The 21980-nt window shown below is 37.2% G+C and carries 21 protein-coding genes and 1 other annotated feature; of the genes, 18 read left to right on the top strand and 3 right to left on the bottom strand.

What is annotated here, in order from left to right:
• The first annotated feature begins 37 nt into the window (after positions 1-37).
• From ORL93_RS13595 to pheA, 14 genes are all read left to right on the top strand, one after another.
• Positions 38-781 carry a M23 family metallopeptidase gene (locus ORL93_RS13595; RefSeq protein ID WP_006096065.1) on the top strand — a complete coding sequence of 248 codons (744 nt, stop codon included), beginning with the start codon at positions 38-40 and terminating at the stop codon, positions 779-781.
• Positions 774-1634, top strand: a complete 861-nt coding sequence (locus ORL93_RS13590; protein WP_018781684.1) for a M50 family metallopeptidase — start codon at positions 774-776, stop codon at positions 1632-1634. The genes ORL93_RS13595 and ORL93_RS13590 overlap by 8 nt, the downstream gene beginning before the upstream one ends.
• A gap of 67 nt (positions 1635-1701) precedes the next feature.
• Positions 1702-3093: an Rne/Rng family ribonuclease gene (locus ORL93_RS13585; protein ID WP_003208621.1), complete on the top strand. Its 1392-nt coding sequence runs from the start codon at positions 1702-1704 to the stop codon at positions 3091-3093.
• A gap of 73 nt (positions 3094-3166) precedes the next feature.
• Positions 3167-3244, top strand: a sequence feature (ribosomal protein L21 leader region).
• A gap of 14 nt (positions 3245-3258) precedes the next feature.
• The gene (gene rplU, locus ORL93_RS13580) at positions 3259-3567 is read left to right on the top strand and encodes a 50S ribosomal protein L21 (RefSeq protein WP_003200848.1); all 309 of its coding nucleotides are present in this window, start codon (positions 3259-3261) and stop codon (positions 3565-3567) included.
• A gap of 11 nt (positions 3568-3578) precedes the next feature.
• A complete protein-coding gene (locus ORL93_RS13575; protein WP_006096063.1) occupies positions 3579-3923 on the top strand; it encodes a ribosomal-processing cysteine protease Prp in 345 nt (114 codons plus the stop codon).
• 3 nt (positions 3924-3926) lie between these two features.
• Entirely contained in the window at positions 3927-4217 is a 291-nt protein-coding gene (gene rpmA / locus ORL93_RS13570; RefSeq protein ID WP_000944957.1) for a 50S ribosomal protein L27, read from the top strand.
• Between the two features lie 64 nt (positions 4218-4281).
• Entirely contained in the window at positions 4282-4830 is a 549-nt protein-coding gene (locus ORL93_RS13565; protein ID WP_003208615.1) for a sporulation initiation phosphotransferase B, read from the top strand.
• Positions 4830-6116: a GTPase ObgE gene (gene obgE / locus ORL93_RS13560; RefSeq protein ID WP_003200852.1), complete on the top strand. Its 1287-nt coding sequence runs from the start codon at positions 4830-4832 to the stop codon at positions 6114-6116. Before ORL93_RS13565 ends, obgE begins: the two co-directional genes overlap by 1 nt.
• Positions 6117-6613: 497 nt before the next feature.
• On the top strand, positions 6614-7321 hold the full coding sequence (locus ORL93_RS13555) for a response regulator transcription factor (protein ID WP_097795385.1): 708 nt from the start codon (positions 6614-6616) through the stop codon (positions 7319-7321).
• Positions 7311-8393, top strand: a complete 1083-nt coding sequence (locus tag ORL93_RS13550) for a HAMP domain-containing histidine kinase (protein ID WP_033799121.1) — start codon at positions 7311-7313, stop codon at positions 8391-8393. The genes ORL93_RS13555 and ORL93_RS13550 overlap by 11 nt, the downstream gene beginning before the upstream one ends.
• A gap of 94 nt (positions 8394-8487) precedes the next feature.
• A complete protein-coding gene (locus ORL93_RS13545; protein WP_006096061.1) occupies positions 8488-9264 on the top strand; it encodes an ABC transporter ATP-binding protein in 777 nt (258 codons plus the stop codon).
• Complete coding sequence (locus tag ORL93_RS13540) at positions 9239-11152, top strand: ABC transporter permease (protein WP_097795386.1); 1914 nt, start codon at positions 9239-9241, stop codon at positions 11150-11152. Before ORL93_RS13545 ends, ORL93_RS13540 begins: the two co-directional genes overlap by 26 nt.
• Before the next feature lie 49 nt (positions 11153-11201).
• Positions 11202-13115, top strand: coding sequence for an ABC transporter permease (locus ORL93_RS13535; RefSeq protein WP_098125166.1), 1914 nt, complete (start codon positions 11202-11204; stop codon positions 13113-13115).
• Positions 13116-13211: 96 nt separating this feature from the next.
• Positions 13212-14063, top strand: coding sequence for a prephenate dehydratase (gene pheA / locus ORL93_RS13530; RefSeq protein ID WP_003200865.1), 852 nt, complete (start codon positions 13212-13214; stop codon positions 14061-14063).
• A 34-nt stretch (positions 14064-14097) separates the two neighbouring features.
• Here pheA and ORL93_RS13525 read toward each other — a convergent pair whose 3' ends face one another.
• From ORL93_RS13525 to ORL93_RS13515, 3 genes are all read right to left on the bottom strand, one after another.
• On the bottom strand, positions 14098-14745 hold the full coding sequence (locus ORL93_RS13525; RefSeq protein WP_097795388.1) for an MOSC domain-containing protein: 648 nt from the start codon (positions 14743-14745) through the stop codon (positions 14098-14100).
• An 88-nt stretch (positions 14746-14833) separates the two neighbouring features.
• The gene (locus ORL93_RS13520) at positions 14834-15376 is read right to left on the bottom strand and encodes a transcription repressor NadR (protein ID WP_003208602.1); all 543 of its coding nucleotides are present in this window, start codon (positions 15374-15376) and stop codon (positions 14834-14836) included.
• Positions 15376-16518, bottom strand: coding sequence for an IscS subfamily cysteine desulfurase (locus tag ORL93_RS13515; RefSeq protein WP_029427232.1), 1143 nt, complete (start codon positions 16516-16518; stop codon positions 15376-15378). Before ORL93_RS13515 ends, ORL93_RS13520 begins: the two co-directional genes overlap by 1 nt.
• Positions 16519-16882: 364 nt before the next feature.
• Between ORL93_RS13515 and nadB the strand changes: the two genes are divergently transcribed.
• From nadB to safA, 4 genes are all read left to right on the top strand, one after another.
• Positions 16883-18409 carry an L-aspartate oxidase gene (nadB, locus tag ORL93_RS13510; protein ID WP_097795389.1) on the top strand — a complete coding sequence of 509 codons (1527 nt, stop codon included), beginning with the start codon at positions 16883-16885 and terminating at the stop codon, positions 18407-18409.
• Between the two features lie 19 nt (positions 18410-18428).
• Positions 18429-19262 (top strand): carboxylating nicotinate-nucleotide diphosphorylase, encoded by an 834-nt coding sequence (gene nadC / locus ORL93_RS13505; protein WP_097795390.1) that lies wholly within the window; start codon positions 18429-18431, stop codon positions 19260-19262.
• Positions 19263-19291: 29 nt separating this feature from the next.
• Positions 19292-20398, top strand: coding sequence for a quinolinate synthase NadA (nadA, locus tag ORL93_RS13500; RefSeq protein ID WP_006096054.1), 1107 nt, complete (start codon positions 19292-19294; stop codon positions 20396-20398).
• A 204-nt stretch (positions 20399-20602) separates the two neighbouring features.
• A partial coding sequence (gene safA, locus ORL93_RS13495) for a SafA/ExsA family spore coat assembly protein (RefSeq protein ID WP_265959137.1) occupies positions 20603-21980 on the top strand: 1378 nt, incomplete at its 3' end.

Raw genomic sequence — 21980 nt, 5'->3', positions numbered from 1 at the left:
CTCTTGCAAGAAGAGGTGGCAAAAGGAAGGGGACAGGATGAAGAATAGACGTGTAGAAGAGATTAAAAAACGGATTGCAAAGAGAAAAGAAGAACAAGAGAGACTCGAGGAAGAACAGTATTTTTCTGAAGGAAACTTTGATGGAGAAACGATGTTCATTGAAGAAGGTGAAAAAGAGGTGCATCCTCTTTTTCGAAAGGAAGTATTTTTATTTAAATTTTTATTAGCGGCGATTCTCGTTCTCTCGGTAGCCATTTTATTTAAAAATGCACCAGCTTCTTTTGATGGAGCAAGAACGGTTGTAAAACAAGTTATGCAAGAGGAATTTCAGTTTGCTACTGTATCCAAGTGGTACGAAAATCAATTTGGAAAACCGCTCGCTTTTCTACCTGCAAATGAAAAGAAGCAAGGCATACAGCAAAAAGATTATGCAGTTCCGGCTTCAGGGAAAGTTATGCAAAGTTTTCAAAAAGATGGCCAAGGTGTATTTGTACAAACAGCCGCGAATACAACTGTTGAATCGGTAAATGAAGGGGTTGTTATTTTCGCTGGTAAGAAAGAGGGGTTTGGGAATATAGTTGAGATCCAGCATGCAGATGGTACGGAATCATGGTATGGAAATTTAGGTGAGGCATCTGTAAAATTATATGATTATGTTGAAAAGAAACAAAAGGTTGGAACAGTTGGGACCAATGCGGATAACAAGAATGGCAAGTTCTATTTTGCAATTAAAAAGAATGAAAAATTTATCGATCCGATTCAGGTGATTTCATTTGAATAAATATAGTGAAGTATTGTCAAAAATTACAGTGCATCCACTGTTTTGGGGAATTATAGCTATTGGGATTTTTACGGCGCGTTTTAAAGAATTACTACTTTTATTTTGTATCGTTTTGATTCATGAGCTTGGGCACGCCTTCGCAGCTGCTCATTATAAATGGAGAATCAAGCAAATACAACTTTTGCCGTTTGGCGGGGTGGCAGAGCTTGAGGAACATGGGAATAAGCCGTTAAAGGAAGAATTAATCGTTGTAATAGCAGGACCTATTCAACATGTATGGATGATTGGGCTAGCTTATGCTTTGGCTAGGGCAGGATGGTTTAGTGAGGAACTTTATCATTTCTTTGTATGGAACAATTTAATGATTCTAGGGTTTAATTTACTACCAATTTGGCCACTAGATGGTGGAAAAGTATTGTTTAATGTTTTATCACATCAATTTCCTTATTTACAAGCGCATGAGAAAATGATGAAAATATCATGTGTTTTTTTTAGTGTAATATTAGGTTGGCAACTGTTTTGGAATAGTAATAGTATTATGATGTGGGTGCTGCTTCTGTTTTTAGCTATTTCTTTATATCAAGAATGGAAGCAACGGCGCTATGCGTTTATGCGTTTTTTACTAGAACGTTATTATGGAAACAAGCGAGATATTGAAAAGATTGCTCCAATTGAAGTTCGAACTGAGGATCGATTATACACGATTTTCACAAAGTTTCGGAGAGGGTATAAGCACTCGATTATCGTTCATGGTAAATATAAAGAGCATTATACATTAGACGAAAACGAATTGCTTTATGCTTATTTTACCGAAAAACGAACTACTTCATCTGTGGAAGAGTTAATCGGTTAGTGTTGACGAGGACACTAACCTTTTATATTGTAAGAGGAAAAGAAAATGAAAAAGTGAGGAAAGTATTTTGAAGACGTTATACATCAACTATACTGGTTCGGAAAAACGGGTTGCTGTAGAAGAAAAACAAAAGATTGTTGAGCTTTTATGGCAACGAAATCAAGAGCAAGAGATTGTTGGGCATATTTATGTGGGACGTGTCGTACGAACGATTGCTGGGATGAATGCAGCGTTTGTAAATATCGGTTTAGAAAAACATGCCTATCTTTCATATGATGATGTTCCATCATCATATCGAGTGCACGAAGGACAAGCATTGCTCGTGCAAGTGGTAAAAGAAGCGATTGATACAAAAGGGCCAAAATTAACAGCGAATGTAGAATTTACCGGGAAATATGTCGTTTATATGCCTTATGATGAAATGCGCGCTGTTTCCCGGAAAATAAAAAATAATAAAAAACGGCAACAATTGCTTGAAATTCAAGTAGAGGGAACCGGAGGCTATATTTTCCGTTCAGCTTGTGACAAAGGTGCAATTGATGAAGTGCAGATTGAAATGCAACATTTTCAAGATCTGTATAAAGAATTAAAAAGAAAAGAAGAGCATGGAAAGGCACCGTTATTACTCCATCGTCCAGCAACCTTTTTAGATCGTGTATTTAAAGAAAATCCGATTGAAACAATTGAAAAAGTAATTGTAGATACACGCAGTATAGTACCGGAATTGCAAGATAAAGTAGGAAAAGAAAAGGTTTCGTTTTACAATGAAACAACTTCTATGTTCATTCACTATGGTGTGGAGCGTGAGATTGAAAAAGCACTGCAAAAAATAGTGTGGTTATCAAACGGTTCTTATTTAATTATTGAGCAAATGGAGACAATGACGGTAATTGATGTGAACACCGGTAAATTTACTGGAAAGCAGAACTTGCAAGATACGGTATTACGGACGAATGAAATAGCTGCGGAAGAAATTGCTCGTCAATTAAGACTGCGTGATATTGGTGGTATGATTTTAATTGACTTCATTAATATGAAAAAAGAAGAAAATAAAGAAAAAGTAAGAGAGAGGCTCATTTCCTCATTACAAAGGGATCGTACATATACACGTGTTCTTAGATTTACAGAGCTCGGTATTTTAGAAATGACACGTAAGCGAAAAAAACACTCGCTCCGTGATGTATTATTAGACGATTGCTCAGCGTGCCAGGCGACAGGATATGTAATGTCTCATGAATCAATTGCATACGAGCTAGAAAGAGAACTTGTTACATATAGTAGTTCGGAGGACGAGGCGGTATTAATTGCAGCTTCAAAAGAAGTACAAAAAATATTTTTACAAAAAGAATTGCAAAAAAATATACCGTTCCAAGTTTATTTCACAGATGAAGAAGCTGAGAAATATGCAATTATTCGATTTGGAACGAGGCAAGAAATGATGCTGCGTAAAAATAGTTAGCAGAACATTTATTGACAATAGTCAACGTTTCGTGATAACATCTTTATGTTATAGTTTATAGCACCTAAACTGCTATATGCTACAACCGCACAAGACAGGTTCCAAAAAGGCATTTTATGTCTACCTCGTTTTGGCGAGTCTTAGTAATTATGAGGAGGTGCAAGTATGTACGCAATTATCGAAACAGGTGGAAAACAAATTAAAGTTGAAGCTGGTCAAGAAATCTACATTGAAAAATTAGATGCTGAAGCTGGTGAAACTGTTACTTTTGACAAAGTTCTTTTCGTTGGTGGCGAAAACGTGAAAGTTGGTAGCCCAGTTGTAGAAGGTGCAACAGTTACTGCGAAAGTTGAAAAACAAGGTCGCGCTAAGAAAATCATCGTTTTCAAATACAAAGCGAAAAAGAACAATCGTAAGAAACAAGGTCATCGTCAACCTTACACTAAGCTAGTGATTGAAGCAATCAACGCTTAATTCTGGTTAAGATGATTAAAATTACGATAAGTCGCACGAAATTAGGAAGTATCCAATCATTTAAAATGACTGGGCATGCCGATTATGCACCACATGGACAAGACCTTGTCTGTGCTGGAACAACTGCGGTCGTGTTTGGATCTATAAATGCAGTGGAAGTACTTTGTAATGTGCAAGCAACTATTGAGCTCGGAAGTGATGGTGGATTCTTAACGTATGAGTTGCCTAATGATTTAGATGCTCATACAGCAGAGAAAGCTCAAACGCTTTTAGAAGGATTGGTTGTTTCGCTTAAGACGATTGAACTTGATTACGGAAAGTATATCCGTTTAATAGAAAAAATGCAGGAGGTGTAACGTATGTTAAGATTAGATCTTCAGTTTTTCGCATCTAAGAAAGGTGTAGGTAGTACAAAGAACGGTCGTGACTCTCAGTCAAAACGTCTTGGTGCTAAACGCGCAGATGGTCAAACGGTTTCAGGTGGTTCAATTCTTTACCGTCAACGCGGTACAAAAATTTATCCAGGTGTTAACGTTGGTCGTGGTGGCGATGACACTTTATACGCGAAAGTTGACGGCGTAGTACGCTTCGAGCGTCTTGGCCGTGACCGCAAACAAGTGAGCGTATATCCTGTTGCTCAAGAAGCATAAGAAACTCACGGAAAACTCTAACCTGAGTGCAGGTTAGAGTTTTTCTATATTAAGGGGTATCTGGATGAATAAAAAATGGACAATTATAGATGCGTTGAGCCATTCTAGGCATGATTGGCTCAATCGTATGCAGATGATTAAAGGAAACCTCTCCCTTGGAAGAGTGGAAGAGATTCATGGGCTCATCGATCGTTTTGTCCAAGAAGCGAGACAAGAATCCAATCTGATGGGGCTATCGATGCCTTTATTTTCAGAATGGATTTTAACATATAATTGGAAACAGCAGCCGTGCTTATTGGAGTACGAAGTATTAGGGAAATTACATAACTTATCTCATTACGATGAAGAAGTGTGTACGTGGACGAATGAATTTTTCTCAATGCTTCAGCATAGTTTAGACGTTTATGTTGAAAATTATGTTTGTATCACAATTGAATGTGACGCGGAGAATGCTCGTTTCTTTTTTGATTTTCGTGGCAAGCTAACGAATGTAGAAGAACTACAAACGTGGCTTACAAACCAAAACAATGAATCGTATTTCATTTCTTATACAGTGCGAGATGATGAAATCTCGGTTATATTACAACCAATCGAAAAAAGTGTGGTGAAATAATGTTTGTAGATCAGGTCAAGATATATGTAAAAGGCGGCGACGGTGGAAACGGAATGGTTGCGTATCGTCGTGAGAAGTATGTTCCAAAGGGTGGCCCAGCAGGTGGCGATGGCGGTAAAGGTGCAGATGTTGTTTTCGTTGTTGACGAAGGCTTACGTACATTAATGGACTTCCGCTACCAACGTCATTTCAAAGCTGATCGCGGTCAACACGGGATGAGCAAAGGGCAACATGGCCGTAAAGCTGATGATTTAATCGTAAAGGTTCCACCAGGAACAGTTGTAAAAGATGAGGAAACTGGTCAAATTCTTGCGGATTTAGTAACGCATGAGCAATCAGCTGTTATTGCAAGAGGTGGTCGTGGTGGCCGTGGTAACTCACGTTTTGCAACACCGACGAACCCAGCACCAGAAATCGCTGAGAACGGGGAACCAGGTCAAGAACGTGATGTAATCTTAGAATTAAAAGTATTAGCGGATGTTGGACTTGTTGGATTCCCAAGCGTAGGTAAATCAACATTATTATCCGTTGTATCATCAGCACGTCCGAAAATTGCAGAATATCACTTTACAACAATTGTTCCAAACCTTGGTGTTGTTGAAACTGGTGATAACCGCAGCTTCGTTATGGCTGACCTTCCTGGATTAATCGAAGGAGCACATGCGGGCGTTGGACTTGGACACCAATTCTTACGTCATATCGAACGTACACGTGTTATCGTGCATGTTATTGATATGTCTGGTTTAGAAGGCCGTGATCCATATGAGGATTATGTTACAATCAATGCTGAATTAAAAGAGTACAATCTGCGTTTAACAGAGCGTCCACAAGTTGTTGTTGCAAACAAAATGGATATGCCAGATGCAGAGGAAAACTTACAAGCATTTAAAGAGAAAGTAGGAGACGAAGTTCAAATCTTCCCAATCTCTGCCGTAACAAAACAAGGTGTTCGTGATCTATTATTTGAAGTAGCAAACTTAGTGGAAACAACACCAGAATTCCCAGTACATGATGTTGTAGACGAATCTGAAGCAAGTGTAATGTACAAATTTGAATCTGAAGGATCTAAGTTTGAAATTACACGCGAAAGTGACGGTACATTTGTCATTTCTGGTTATGATATTGAGAAAACATTCAAGATGACAGACTTCTCACGTGATGAATCTGTACGTCGTTTCGCTCGTCAAATGCGCGGAATGGGTATTGATGAAGCTCTTCGTGCACGCGGTGCAAAAGATGGTGACATTGTAAAAATTCTTGAATATCAATTCGAATTTATCGATTAAGACTGCCAAAATACGGCAGTCTTTTTTATAATCGAGAAAGGAGTGTAAATAAAGCGATAGAAATACAGATTGGAAAACCGATAGAAAGCTTAATTTTTAGGTGGGAGAGAGGATCTGGTCGAGCGTAGAAGCGGTCAGTGCCTTTTTGAGCCCCATGCCATGTGAGAACAGAGGGAGAAAAAGAGTGGGGATTTCCTCTTGTTTTCAAGGCCGCAATTTGTATGTTAGAAGTCAAAGCGATAGAAATACAGATTGAAAAACCGTTAGAAAGCCTAATCTTTAGGTGGGAGAGAGGATTTGGTCGAGCGTAGAAACGGTCAGATCCTTTTTCTGCCCCATGCCAAGTTAAAACAAAAGGAGAAAGCAAGTAGAGGTCATCTTTTGTTTTTCATAGCCATGACTTATACGTTGGAAAATCAAAATAGATATTCATTTTTAAATTCAGAAGAATGAAAGAAATAGTCACTCCGTAGTAAGAAACAAGGGAGAGGGAGTATATGTATAAAATATTAATTGTAGAAGATGACGAAAAGATTGCTGGGATATTAGAAGAACATTTAGAGAAGTATGGCTATCAATCATTTCGAGTGGCAGATTTACGCCATATAAAAGGTGAATTTGTGAAAGTGAATCCACATTTAGTTTTACTCGATATTAATCTCCCGTACTTTGATGGTTTTTACTGGTGTCGTCAAATTCGAACTGTATCTAATGCACCAATCATTTTTGTCTCTGCACGAACCGGAGAAATGGATCAGGTCATGGCAATTGAAAACGGTGGTGACGATTATATTGCAAAGCCATTCCATTTAGATATTGTTATGGCGAAAGTAAAAAGCGCCTTACGTCGTGGATACGGTGAGTATGCTTCATCGGCAGAAAGCGATTGCTTTGGTGTGAGGGGATTGCTGCTATTTCCATCACAACATACAGTTGAGTGGCAAGGGAAACAAATAGAGCTCACAAAAAATGAATTTTATTTATTAGAGTGTTTAATGAAGCAGGCAAATCAATATGTAACGCGTGAGGAGCTCTTAGAGGCATTATGGGATGAACTAGCATTCGTTGATGATAATACATTAACAGTGAACGTAAAGCGTGTCCGAAAGAAGCTAGAGGAGCTTGGGATTGTAAATGCAATCGTAACAAAGCGGGGATACGGTTACGCACTTCTTACAGAGTGGGGAGATGGGCATGAAGCTTAAGGGTTACCTCATTGATCGTTTTCCTTTAATTGTTTCATATATTGTGAGCCTTTGCTTATTTGGACTTGTATTACAACTACAAGGACTTTTAGAGAAACGATCGATACAGTGGAGTACATGGTTGTATGGCCTTTTACTAGCGACTATCGTATTTATTATATACCTGATTTATGATTATCGAAAACGCAGCGTGTTTTTAAACAGAATCGAACAATACATTGCTGGAGGACATACGTTACATGACTCTTTATTAATTGATGCTTCCTATACGGCTGAACAAGAAATGATTGTAGAAGCATTCATTTTGCTTAGACAGCAATATATGAATGAGGTTCACCAGAAGCATGCGAAAGATCAACAGCAAATGATCTTTATGAACCAATGGATTCACCAAATGAAAACACCAGTTTCAGTGATTGAATTACTGTTGCAGAAATTTGGTAAAGCGCATCGCGAAGCAAGAGAAACGGTTGAAAGTATTCGTGAAGAAAATAATCGTATTTTACATGGTTTAGATTTAGCGTTACATATGGCAAGGTTAGAACAGTTTGCAAAAGATTACAAAGTGGAGGTAGTAAATGTACTAGAGGTTGTTCGAGAGGTTATTAACCAAAATCGAAAATCTTTCATTCAATCTTCTGTATATCCGAAAGTAATGTTTGAAGAAGAAACGTGTACGATCGCTTCCGATCGAAAATGGATTAGTATTGCAATCAATCAAATTGTTATGAATGCAATTAAATACACAAAAATCTCGCAAGTGGATAAGAAAGAAATTCAGTTTCAAATAGAGGAGAAGGAACAGACAGTTTTATTACATATTTGTGATACTGGAATTGGTATTCCAAAGCAAGACATCAAACGAGTTTTTGAACCATTCTTTACAGGAACAAATGGAAGAAAAACAAGAGAAGCAACAGGAATGGGATTATATATTACAAAGGAAATTTGTGATAATCTTCATCACGGAATTTACGTGCAATCAACCGAAGGAGAAAGTACAACATTTACATTCCAATTTGCAAAAGATGAAGAATATCATGCATTGATGAGAAAAATGACAAAATTGTAAGATAACAAACGGTTTTGTAAGGAAAATCACTCGTTTCTTTTTCTTATTTTTCTTATAGTAAATGTAAGAAGAAAGCACATAGGGGGATTTAGAAATGAGTGTTCTTGAAGTAAAAGGTTTAACGAAGGTGTATCAATCAAAAGGATCAGTGGCAACGACTGCTTTACACGATATAAATTTTAAAATTGAAGAAGGCGAATTTGTAGGTATTATGGGTCCTTCAGGAAGTGGGAAAACAACACTTCTAAATTTATTAGCAACAATTGATAAGCAAACTTCAGGCCATGTTTATGTGAATGGTGAAGAGATTAGTCAAATGCGTGCTACAAAACTAGCGGAATTTCGCCGTACACATTTAGGGTTCATCTTCCAAGACTTTAACTTACTTGATACGTTATCGATTAAAGAAAATATTATTTTGCCATTAGTTATGGCGAAGCGCCCTGTAAAAGAAATTGATACGAAAGTACTTGAAATTGCGAAGTTTTTAAATATCGAAGGAATTTTAAATAAAAAAGTATATGAAGTATCGGGTGGACAACAACAACGTGCGGCAGCTGCACGAGCAATTATTCATGAACCGACATTAATTTTAGCAGATGAGCCAACTGGGAATTTAGATTCTAAGTCTGCGAAATCTTTAATGGGCGCACTGCAAGATTTACATGAACAGAAAAAAGTAACAATTGCCATGGTAACACATGATCCAGTAGCAGCTAGTTATTGCGAACGTATTCTCTTTATACGCGATGGAGAAATTTTCTCAGAAATTCATAAAGGAAAAACAAAGCAAGCCTTTTTCCAAGAAATTTTAGATGTACTTGCGATGCTAGGGGGGGAATATCATGAACTTTCGCCAGCTCGCGCTTAATAATGTAAAAGGAAATTGGCGTAATTATAAAGCTTTTCTTATTAGTAGTTGTTTATCAATCTTAGTATTTTTCATGTACGCTTCCTTCATTTATCATCCAGATGTAGTGAGCGGAAACATTAGCATGAAGACGATGGTTACAAAAGGGCTAGAATCAATGAACTATATCATTGTCATCTTTTCAGCACTATTTATTTTATATGCTAACTCAACGTTTTTACGAGCGAGAAAAAAGGAGTTTGGTTTATTAACATTAATAGGTGGAACAAAAGCGCAGCTTGGTCGTATGATTATACTAGAGCAAATGATTTTAGGTGTAATCGCAATTGTAGTAGGGATCGCTCTTGGTATGCTTTGTTCAAAGCTCTTCTTTCAAGCTTTAAGTGTATTACTTGGTGTAGATAAAACACTTCCACTTGTATGGAATGGAGAAGCAGTTCTGATTACAGCTAGTGTATACTTCGTTCTCTTTTTCATCCTATCATTATTCGGTCTTTGGACGGTCGGTCGTTTGCAAATTATTGATTTATTAAGAGAAGCAAGAAAACAAAAAGTAGAGCCTTTCGCATTTACATGGCTATGTGTAGTCGGGATATTATGTATTATTGTCGCGTATGTACTTTGTTTCCAAGTTACGCTTATGAATTTCGTTATGCTATTTTTACCGATTGTAGGACTGACAATTGGAGGAACGTACTTACTATTTACGCAAGGTAGCACTGTTGTATTAAAGGTGTTACAAAAACGAAAAAAATCTTTTTATACATATCCCAATATGTTTATACTTAGTAATCTTATTTATAAAATGAAAGATAATGCTCGTTTTCTCTTTGTTATATCCATTATTACAGCTGTTGTTTCTTCCGCGGTTGGTACACTGTATGTATTCTTTGAAGATATGAGTTATAAAACAGTAGCTAGTACGCCGCATGCTATTTCATATGAGGAAAAGGGAGTAAATACACATAACATCATTAGTGAAGAGAAAATGCAAGAGTTATTGAAAAATCATGGGTTTGAAGATGCACGAAAAGTAACATATGTAAAACTTCCAGCAACACAGAAAATAGAGGGGTTGAATGGCAATCATGAGATGCCTTTAGGTATTATCTCAGAAAAAGAATATAATGCAGAAGCACGTAAGCAAAAGAAAGAGGAAGTTCATAATGAACCAGGAAGCGCAACGATGGTTTTAATTGATATGATGAATGACTTTGTGAAGTTAGATCGTACAAAACCATTTGAGTTCACGCTGAACGGACAAAAACAGTCTATTAAGCTAAATGATCCAATTGCACAATCTGTTTTTAACGATGAAGGGTACCTTATTGTTAATGATCAAGACTTTGTGAAATATGCAAAGGTTGTATCAGATGAAGAAAAGACAAAATATTACGGATATTATATTGGAGACTGGAAAGGAACAGAGAATCTTGTAGTAGACCTGAAAAAAGAAATTGCACAAGAACAACAACAGAATTTCCATAATTCAGTTCTTACTTATAAAGCAATAAAGGAACAAGGGGCAATTACAATGTTCATCGGTTTCTTTGTAGCAGTACTATTTTTCTTCTTTGCTTGCAGCATGACATACTTTAAATGGTTTAATGATAAAGAGCAAGATCGTGTTCAATTTAAGTCATTAAAGAGAATCGGTATGACAGATAAAGAAATTCATAAAATTGCTATTCGCCAAATGGGAGTCATTTTCTTTATTCCAATTCTCATTGGTACATTGCATAGCGGATTTGCTCTTCATACATTAGGGGAAATGCTTTATTTAGATTTATGGAAATCAGGTGCGATTGTTATTGGAGCATATATTGTAGCTTCGGCAATTTACTTTATGATTGCACAAAGAGGATATTTAAAACACGTAAAAAGCTAGGGAAACCTCTAGCTTTTTACGTGTGTAACAGGTTACAGGGGGAATGCAGATGAATGTCAGGCAGCTAGCGATACAAAATATAAGGGGGAATTGGCGGAGTTATAAAGCATTTGTATTAAGTAGCTCTTTTTCTGTAGCAGTTTTTTATATGTATACATCTTTTGTTCATCATCCGGAAGTTGCACACAGTAATGTCCACATTGGAATTCGATCAGGTTTACAAGGGTGTAGTTATCTTATTCTTATGTTCTCGGCACTGTTTATGTTAAGTTCTAATGCTACTTTTCTTGATGCGAGAAAGAAAGAATTAGGATTGCTTAAATTAATGGGATCTACAAATGCTAGAATCTCAATTCTACTATTCTTAGAACAGGCTGTAGTGGGCTTGGTATCAACTTGTATTGGGATTGGGGTTGGGATGTTATTTTCAAATTTATTTTTAATGACATTAAGTGTACTCTTAGATTTAGAGAATAGGATTTATTTCATCTTTCAAATAAAACCATTCTTGATTACCGTTGTTGTATATGCAATTCTGTTTTTTTCTTTAGCACTATTTGGTTTGTGGAATGTGCGGAGGTTAGAAATTGTTGATTTATTATTGGATAAGAGGAAAGGACGTAGAGTTTTTAAAGTAGGGAAATGGCGATTTGGTTTAGGGATTATTTTACTTTTATGTGGATATACCTTTGCGGTAAAAGTAACGCTAGGAGAGTTATTTCTCTACTTTTATCCAATCCTTAGTACTGTAATTATAGGAACTTATTTTTTATTTACTCAAGGCAGTTTATTTGTTTTGAAAGGACTTCAAAAACAGAAGAATATCTATTATACATATCCAAATCTATTTGTGCTTCGCAGCCTTGAGCATAAATTGAAAGATCATGCGAAGTTTTTATTTTCCATTTCTATTTTGACAGCAACAGTTATTACAGCAACAGGAACTGCATATGCATATTTTTCTGACCTTCCCAAAAGCGCTATGTTTTCATTTCCTCATGAAATTTCCTATACAGAAAAAGGAATAGAATCTCATGAGGTGATTTCTCCCGATGAGCTCTTAGTACTATTTGAAAAATATGGTTATGAAAATGTAGAGAAAGTACAGTTTATCGGATTACCAGGAAAGTTTATTACAACACATGACGGACGTCTGTTTCCGATTACTGTTATTTCACAAACGGATTATAACAAAGAAGCAAAGAAGCAAGGAAAAAGCATGGTAAACAATAAAAAAGGTTATGGCACATTTATAAACCCAATGGCTTTTGATGGTCAGGATGTGTATAACAAGGAAATATTCTATTTTCAAATGTTAGGAGTACCATATCAAATTAAATTGCATGAATCTAAATCAGATATGGTTTTTAATGGAGATGGCGCTGGGCACCATAATCAATTATTAGTTGTACGGGATGAACAGTTTAAACAATGGGAAAGTGTCATTCCTAATCATGAAAAATATGTATATTATGGTTATAATATTCCAAATTGGCAGGAGCAAAAAAAATTCGCGTTAGAAGTGAGGGGAAAAGTGTCTCCAGATTATTCTTCTTCGATGAGAAATAAGATCAGTATATATATCCAATTTAAGGAAGGGGGAGCAGTGTTATTATTTATCGGATCATTTATTAGTATTCTCTTTTTCTTAGCAACTTGCAGTATGACATATTTTAAATGGTTTTCAGATATTGAGCAGGATCGTAAAGAGTATCAGTCTTTAATGAAAATAGGGATGGAGAAAGGAGAAATAAAACGGATTGTTAGACGGCAAATGGGGAGTTTATTTTTTATTCCTATTGTGGTCGGTATAGTGCATAGTATATTTGCTTTCTATGCATTGAGTAATTTAATGGAAATGAATGTGTTATTTACAAGTATAAAGATCATCGGTATATATTGTGCAGCAACAGCTATCTATTTCTTCTTCGCTCAAAAAGAATATATGAAACATATAGACTAGCAAACGCTAGTCTTTTTAAAATATTCAAAATTCACATAGAAAAATAAAAATATTCATGGTATAACAGTAAGAAAACGAAAAAGAGGGGAAAAGACGATGATTCGAGTTGGCTATTTAGGACCAGAAGCAACATTTACAAATATGGCGGTGAGTCGTTTTTTTCCGGAGGCAGAGCATGTGCCATATCGCACGATTCCTGATTGTATGGATGCTGCAGCAAATGGAAATGTAGACTTTGCAGTTGTACCGTTAGAGAATGCGATTGAAGGTTCTGTTAATATTACTGTTGATTATCTTGTGCATGAGCAGCCGCTCTTCATTGTAGGAGAAATTACAGTGCCTATTCAGCAACATTTACTTGTGCATCCAGATTATGAAGAGGTGTGGAAAGAAGTATATGCAGTTCATTCTCATCCGCATGCGATTGCGCAATGTCATAGGTTTTTAAATGAAGAATTAAAAGGTGTAACGGTTCGGGATATGACTTCCACAAGTGCAGCGGCGCAATATGTGAAAGAACATCCGGAAGAAAGGATCGCTGCAATTGCAAATGAAGCGGCAGCAGAGAAGTATGATTTAGCAATTGTGCAGCGTAATATTCATACGCATAAAAATAACCATACACGTTTCCTCGTGTTACATAAAAAACAGCGGGCACTACTACCGAAAAACGGTGAGAACCGCGGGGAGAAAACGACACTTATGATAACGTTACCTGCTGATTATGCAGGAGCACTTTATCAAGTATTATCAGCTTTCGCATGGAGAAAATTAAATTTATCAAAAATCGAATCTCGTCCAATGAAAACGGGACTTGGTAATTACTTTTTCTTAATTGATGTGGATAAGGCATATGATGATGTGTTGTTGCCAGGAGTAACCATGGAGCTTGAGGCACTTGGTTTTTCTGTGACGGTGCTGGGGAGTTATTCGTCTTATTGGTTGTAAACAAAAATAAACCTCATTGCATATGCAGTGAGGTTTATTTCAATTTTGCTAAGCGATCTACTAATTGCTCGCGCCAAGCTTCTGCTAGTTCTGGAACAGCAATAATTTTCTCCATTGCCTCTGTATCTTTCCGTCTATGAAAATATACTTCGTTAGAAAACAGAATAGAAACTTGATTTGGATGGCGCTCTAGTAGTTTCATTTGTGAGTCTTTGCGAACAACGCCTTCTTGAAGAACACGGCATAAATAGCCGGTATAACCGGTTTCTACAATGCGCGGTAAAATACCGGGGATGCCAACTCTTTTTGAGATGGTACTACACGGTATCCGGCCTTGTGTAATTTGAATGACAGCCTCACCTAATTGATATGTATCGCCGATGAAAATATCATGTTCTAACATATTTGTTACGGTAATATTTTCGCCAAATGCAGAGGGTGGGAGTGTTGTTTGAAATTCTTGTTCCCATAGCGCGTAATGTTCATACGGATAGACACAAATAGCGCGATCAGGTCCGCCGTGAAACCTTAGGTCAGCTACACCATCTCCAAGAAATCCGTCTTTTGATAGAAAGGCTTCTTCTGTAAGCTCTTTACAGATGCCTGTTGTCATTTCTTTATTTTCTCCATATTGCATTTGTTTTGGTTTGCCAATGCTAAAGTGAACGAGTTTGATTCCCATATCATCTCTCCTTTACCAATTGATTTCAATATTATATCATTTCATAAATAAAAGCACAGAGAAGAATGAAACTCTCTGTGCTTTTATTTTAATAAACAAGAAATCCAGCGCGATCTAGCGCATCACAAGCAGCGTTTAATTTTTCTGTGGAATCTGCTTCAATTGTATGTAAGTGGATGCCATCTGTTAATTGAGATAGATAGGAAGCATTTGTATCTTCAATTTTTTGCAAATATTGTTCAACATCAAAACGATTGCTCACCATAATAGAAGCTGTTATGTCGCCGTATACAGGATGTTCTACTTTTACATCTTTAATTGTAACACCGTGGTCGACTAGCAATGTTAATTCTTGGCGTACTTCATCTGGTTTATGCTGGCAGACGATAACACGTTCAAATGTATTTTTCTTTGCTTGTGGTTTTAAATATAAATATCCTTGTGCAGTTGCGATAATTGGTTCGTTTCGCGCTTTTAGTAAGGAAATATCTTGTACGATGACTTGCCTGCTGACATTTGTTTTCTTAGATAATTCACTCCCGGATAACGGTTCGTTAGCAGCAAGGAGCCATTGTAAGATGAACTGTCTTCTTTCTTCTCCTAAAATCTTTTTCTGGTCATTTTGTTTCATTATAATTTAACACCTCTATAAAATTGATTTCCAATTGTGCATAGTGCATGAATGGTTGTATCAATATGTTCTTCCGTTGTATGACGTCCAAATGAAAAGCGGACATACTGTTTTGCCTCTTCATACGTTTTTCCAATTGCAAGCATTGTTTTTGAAGGTTCTTGTTTGCCGACTTGACATGCGCTTCCTGTTGAAATGGCAATGCCATGGCGATTGCATTCTAACATCGTGTACTGACCTTCTATTCCCTTTATTGTAACCCCAATAATATGAGGTAAACAAGAAGTAGAATGTCCTTCTACTTGAATTTCAAGGGGAATTGCTTGTAATTGTTCTGTAAAATAGGATCGTAATTGCTCAAAACGAGCGCGTTCTTCTTCACGATCGTCCAATATATGCTCTGCTGCTGTCAGAAACGAAGCGATACCGGGAGCGTTAACTGTACCAGGGCGAAATCCTTTTTCGTGAGATGTCCCTGGGAAGACTGGTTCCCAGCGAACTTTTGGGTTTATATAGCAAGCTCCGACACCCTTTGGTCCGTAAATTTTATGTGCGGAAACAGAAAGGCTATCAATTTGCATCGTTGTGACATCAATTGGGAGTTTACCAAATGTTTGTACACAATCTGTATGAAATAAAATATGGTGTTTTTTTAGTAGTGCTCCAATTTCTGAGATAGGTTGAACGGTTCCAATTTCAGAATTACCGTGCTGAATACTTGCTAAAACTGTATCGTCTGTAATTGCTGCTTCTAAAGCCTTAAGGTTAATAAGCCCGCATGAATCCACAGGAATTTCCGTGATTGTATATCCTTGCTTTGTTAATGACTGAAAGTAGCTGCGAATCGATGCGTGCTCCATCGGTGTTGTAAGTATGTGCTTGCCGCTTTTTGCATTTAAGAGCGACTGGATTGCAAGATAATTAGATTCAGAACCACCGCTTGTGAAAAATACGCCTTGTTCTTTTCCTCTAATCATTTGTGCAAATGCTCCCCTGCAAACTTGTAGTAAAGAAGAAGCTGTCCCTCCGATATCGTGTAAACTTTGTTCATTACCGAAGTATTGCTGTGCTGCTTTCGTATATGTGTCAATCGCTTCTTTGCTCATTGGTGTTGTAGCTGCATAGTCAAGATATATCATAATGTATAGTCCTCTCTATAGTAGAGTTACATTCGTTTTTTTATTTTAAAGTATATAAATTCAAATTAAAAAACCGACATAAACCCTTTCTTTTTAGGTGGGAGAGAGCATTCGGCCATGCATAGAAGCGGTCAGATCCTCTTCCTGCCCCAAGTAAAAACAGAGAGAAAATGAGTGTAAGTCCCCTTTTCTCCTTCATAGCAGCGATTTATATGTCGAAAAAATAAAATGGATTTATATAGTATGAGAATTTCGTTAAACTCCTTGGTGAAAATATTACTTTCTAAAAAACTCTTGTCATTATTTTAAAACTATGTAAATATAGGTGTCAAGACAGTTGGAAAGTGTAAACTAGGAGGCAATGATCATGCCAAGTGCAGATGTCTTAATTATCGGAAGTGGTGTTGCAGCACTTAGTGTTGCGAAAGAGATTTGTCACGAAAAGAATGTGATGATTATCACAAAGAAAACAGGCCGCAATAACAATACGCATTTAGCGCAGGGCGGAATTGCAGCAGCTGTAGCTACATATGACAATGCGAATGATCATTACGAAGATACAATAGCGGCCGGCTGTGGCTATAACAATGAAGAAGCAGTTCGATATTTAGTGGAAGAAGGGCCGAAAGAGATTCGTAAGCTCATTGCAAATGGGATGGAATTTGATGGAGATGAAAACAGACCCCATCTTGGAAAAGAAGGTGCGCATCGAAAACGACGTATTTTACATGCTGGTGGAGATGCAACAGGACGAATTTTATTAGAGCATTTGGTTCAGGAAGTCGCTCCGTACGTTACAGTAGTGGAGCGAGAAATGGTGCTCGATTTAATTATAGAAAATGATACATGTAAGGGCGTTTTGACCCGTGATAGCGAAGGAAATATACATCGTTACTATGCTGAACATATTGTATTAGCTACAGGCGGTGTTGGAGGGGTGTATGCATTTACGTCTAACGACGAGACGATTACAGGTGACGGACTCGCGATGGTATACAGAGCTGGTGGCGAACTTGTTGATTTAGAATTTGTGCAATTTCATCCAACGATGCTATATGTAGGCGGACGTTGCTGTGGACTTGTTTCAGAAGCGGTACGGGGTGAAGGAGCTGTTCTGTTAAATGAAAAAGGACAGCGTTTTATGCTGGATGTACATCCGCAACATGATCTTGCACCGCGTGACGTAGTGGCACGTGCGATTCATGAACAGCTTCTTGCAGGTGAAAGTGTATACTTGGATATTTCTTCTATTCAAAACTTTGAAGAACGTTTTCCTACTGTATCGGCATTATGCAAAAAGAATGGTATAGATGTAAAAAAAAATAGAATTCCAGTTGTTCCTGGTGCTCATTTTCATATGGGTGGCATTAAAACGAATTGTGATGGAGAAACATCTATTCCGCATTTATATGCTATAGGTGAAGTAGCTTGTAACGGTGTGCATGGTGCAAACCGATTAGCGAGCAACTCATTGTTAGAAGGGCTTGTGTTTGGAAAACGAATGGGAACACATATTTTAGCTCATCCGGTACAAGAAAAGATAAATAATAGCGAAGAAATACATGGAATATCAAAAATTCCTCAGTTACCTACGAAAAAAGAAATACAAAAACATATGATGACGTACGTAGGAATTGTACGAACAGAAAAGAGTTTATTATATGCGAAGCAATGGCTTGAACATTATCGTGTACAAAGTGTTCGAATGCAATATGAAGCTTTTACAAATGAAGATATAACAATTATAAATATGCTAACAGTTTGTCAGCTCATTACAGAAGCGGCACTGCAAAGAAAAGAGAGCATAGGTGGACATTATCGTGGTGATTATCCAAGACGAAATCAAGTAACGAAAAAAATTATTCTTGCTAATAGAAAATTACAACTTGTGTAATGAGGGGAAGAGGGATTGTATGAACGCGTTAAAGGTAAGAAAAGCATTAGAAAGTTTTTTTCTAGAAGATATTGGAGAAAAAGATGTAACATCTCAGCTTATTTTTCCTGATAATTTAAGGGCAAAGGGAACGTTCCTTGCGAAAGAAACGGGGGTATTCGTAGGGACAACAGTAATTGAACAAGGATTTCGATTATTAGATGACAGCATTCAAATTACACTTTATAAAAAAGACGGAGATTTCGTAGAAAAAGGTGAGATTTTAGCAAGTGTCGAAGGACCAATTGCATCTTTATTAACAGCGGAGCGTGTAATTTTAAATATTATTCAACGCATGAGTGGTATAGCAACGATGACGCGCAAAGCTGTTCTGGCACTAGAAAGTGATCATACACGTATTTGTGATACGAGAAAAACGATGCCAGGGCTTCGCATGTTTGATAAATATGCGGTTGTTTGCGGAGGCGGATATAACCATCGCTTCGGATTATACGATGGTGTCATGATTAAAGATAACCATATTGCTTTTGCAGGGTCTATTACAAAAGCTGTTACATCTGTGAAAGAAAAGCTTGGGCATATGGTGAAAGTTGAAGTGGAAACGGAGACAGAAGAACAAGTGCGCGAAGCGATTGCCGCAGGAGCGGATATTATTATGTTTGATAACCGTACACCAGAAGAAGTTCGTGAGTTTTCTAAAATTGTTCCAAGTACAATTGTGACAGAAGCATCCGGCGGCATTACAATTGAAAATTTATCGAACTATGGTGGAACAGGGGTAGATTACATTTCACTTGGATTATTAACACATTCTGTAAAGGTGTTAGATATTAGCTTTAATATTGAAGTTTAAGGTGAGAGGGTTAGAGGGGGAGATTACAAATGAGTATTTTAGAGAAAGTTCAGCTAATTGAAACGATGTTACCAGAGCGTTATCAAACGATGTCAGTACAAGAAATGGAAGAGCGCGTTCGTGAAATTAAAGAAAAATTAGGGGAAGCATTATTTATTCCAGGGCATCATTATCAAAAGGATGAAGTTGTTCAATTTTCAGATGCTGCGGGAGATTCATTGCAACTTGCGCAAGTAGCGGCTAGCAATAAAGCAGCGAAATATATTGTCTTTTGCGGTGTGCATTTTATGGCTGAAACAGCAGATATGTTAACGGCCGATGAACAGGTCGTTATTTTACCAGATATGCGTGCTGGCTGTTCCATGGCGGATATGGCAGATATCGAACAAACAGAACGAGCATGGAACGAACTTACGCAGTTATTTGGGGATACGATGATTCCATTAACATATGTCAATTCTACGGCAGCTATTAAGGCATTTTGTGGACGAAATGGCGGGGCGACAGTAACATCTTCAAATGCAAAAAAAATGGTATCTTGGGCATTTACGCAAAAAGAGCGTCTTGTTTTTTTACCAGATCAACATTTAGGAAGAAATACAGCGTATGACCTAGGTATTTCATTAGATAAAATGGCGGTTTGGGATCCGCATACAGATTCATTAGAATATGATGGGAATATAGAAGATGTGAAGGTGATTTTATGGAAAGGTCATTGTTCGGTTCATCAAAATTTTACTGTGAAAAATATTGAAAGCGTACGAAAAAATCATCCTGATATGAATATTATTGTTCATCCAGAATGCTGTTATGAAGTGGTAACAGCTTCTGACTATGCAGGGTCAACAAAGTATATTATTGATATGATCGAACAAGCACCATCTGGAAGCAAATGGGCAATTGGTACAGAGATGAACTTAGTAAACCGGATTATTCATCAACACCCGGATAAAGAAATTATTTCATTAAACCCTTTTATGTGTCCTTGTTTAACGATGAATCGTATTGATTTACCACATTTATTGTGGGTGTTAGAAACGATAGAGCGTGGAGAAGAAGTCAATGTTATTCAAGTAGATAAGCAGGTGACAAAAGAAGCAGTTCTTGCCTTAAATCGTATGTTAGAGCGTGTGTAAAAGCGACGGATTTCCGTCGCTTTTTTATTAAACATAATTAGCTAATTGCAGTCATACATTGTGTTGAGGGAATCATTGTATTTTTTCATATTCGTGCAATATTGTGTATGACTAAATGGTAAGAGCAAGAGTGTTAAATTATAGAGGACAGCTTCACTTTACATTATTTTGGCTTATAGATAAGTAATACAGGAGGGGGAAAATTTGAAAATTCATATCGTGCAAAAAGGGGATACCCTTTGGAAAATTGCGAAAAAGTACGGAGTAGATTTTGAAACGTTAAAAAAGGCGAATACGCAGCTTACTAATCCCGATCTGATTATGCCAGGTATGAAAATAAAAGTGCCATCTAGCAGTGTGCATGTGAAAAAAAATATGGGTGCTGGTTCAGCTCCTCCAAAAGAATATGTAAAAGAGGTACAACAAAAAGAATTTGCAGCGACACCTACGCCGCTTGGAATAGAAGATGAAGAAGAAGCACCATATCAATCTGCGCCGATTACGCAGCAACCGGCTATGCAGCAAACGCAAAAAGAAATGCAAATGAAGCCGCAAAAAGAAATGCCCATTCAAAAAGAAAAGCCGATTCAGAAAGAAGTACCAATCCAAAAAGAAAAACCGATTCAGAAAGAAATACCGATTCAAAAAGAAGTACCTATTCAAAAGCCGCCTGTCGTTGAAAAACCAGCTGTAATTGAAAAGCCACCAGTTGTAGAAAAGGTAGAGAAACCTGTGGGAAAAGAAAGCACAAAGTTTTCAGTGAATATATTACCACAGCCGCCACAACCACCGATTAAGCCTGCAAAAGACTATAAAATTTCAGATGTAATAAAAAAAGGAAGCGAGTTAATTGCCCCGCAAATTATTAATAAGATGAAACCGAACAATATAGTGTCACCACAAACGAAAAAAGAAAATGTAAGTAATATAGTTGCGCCGCAAATGAAAAAAGAAAATGTAGGTAATATAGTTGCGCCGCAAACGAAAAAAGAAAACGTCAGTAATGTTGTTTCGCCACAAGTGCAAAAAGAAAATGTGGGCAATATAGTGTCACCACAGACGAAGAAGGAAAGTGTGGGTAATATAGTTGTACCGGATGTGACAAAAGAAAGTCTTATTATTCCACAAGTAACACCACCGAATATCATGCCAATGATGGATAATAACCAAATGCCGAATATCATGCCAATGATGGATAGTAACCAAATGCCGAATATCATGCCAATGATGGATAATAACCAAATGCCGAATATCATGCCGATGATGGATAATAATCAAATGCCGAATATCATGCCGATGATGGATAATAACCAAATGCCGAATATCATGCCAATGATGGATAGTAACCAAATGCCGAATATCATGCCAATGATGGATAATAACCAAATGCCGAATATCATGCCAATGATGGATAATAACCAAATGCCGAATATCATGCCAATGATGGATAGTAACCAAATGCCGAATATCATGCCGATGATGGATAATAATCAAATGCCGAATATCATGCCGATGATGGATAATAATCAAATGCCGAATATCATGCCAATGATGGATAGTAACCAAATGCCGAATATCATGC

This window comes from Bacillus sp. DHT2, assembly GCF_026241455.1.
GTDB lineage: Bacteria > Bacillota > Bacilli > Bacillales > Bacillaceae_G > Bacillus_A > Bacillus_A pseudomycoides.
The sequence above is the reverse complement of the archived record's forward strand: the minus strand, read 5'-3'. Positions and strand labels throughout refer to the sequence as shown.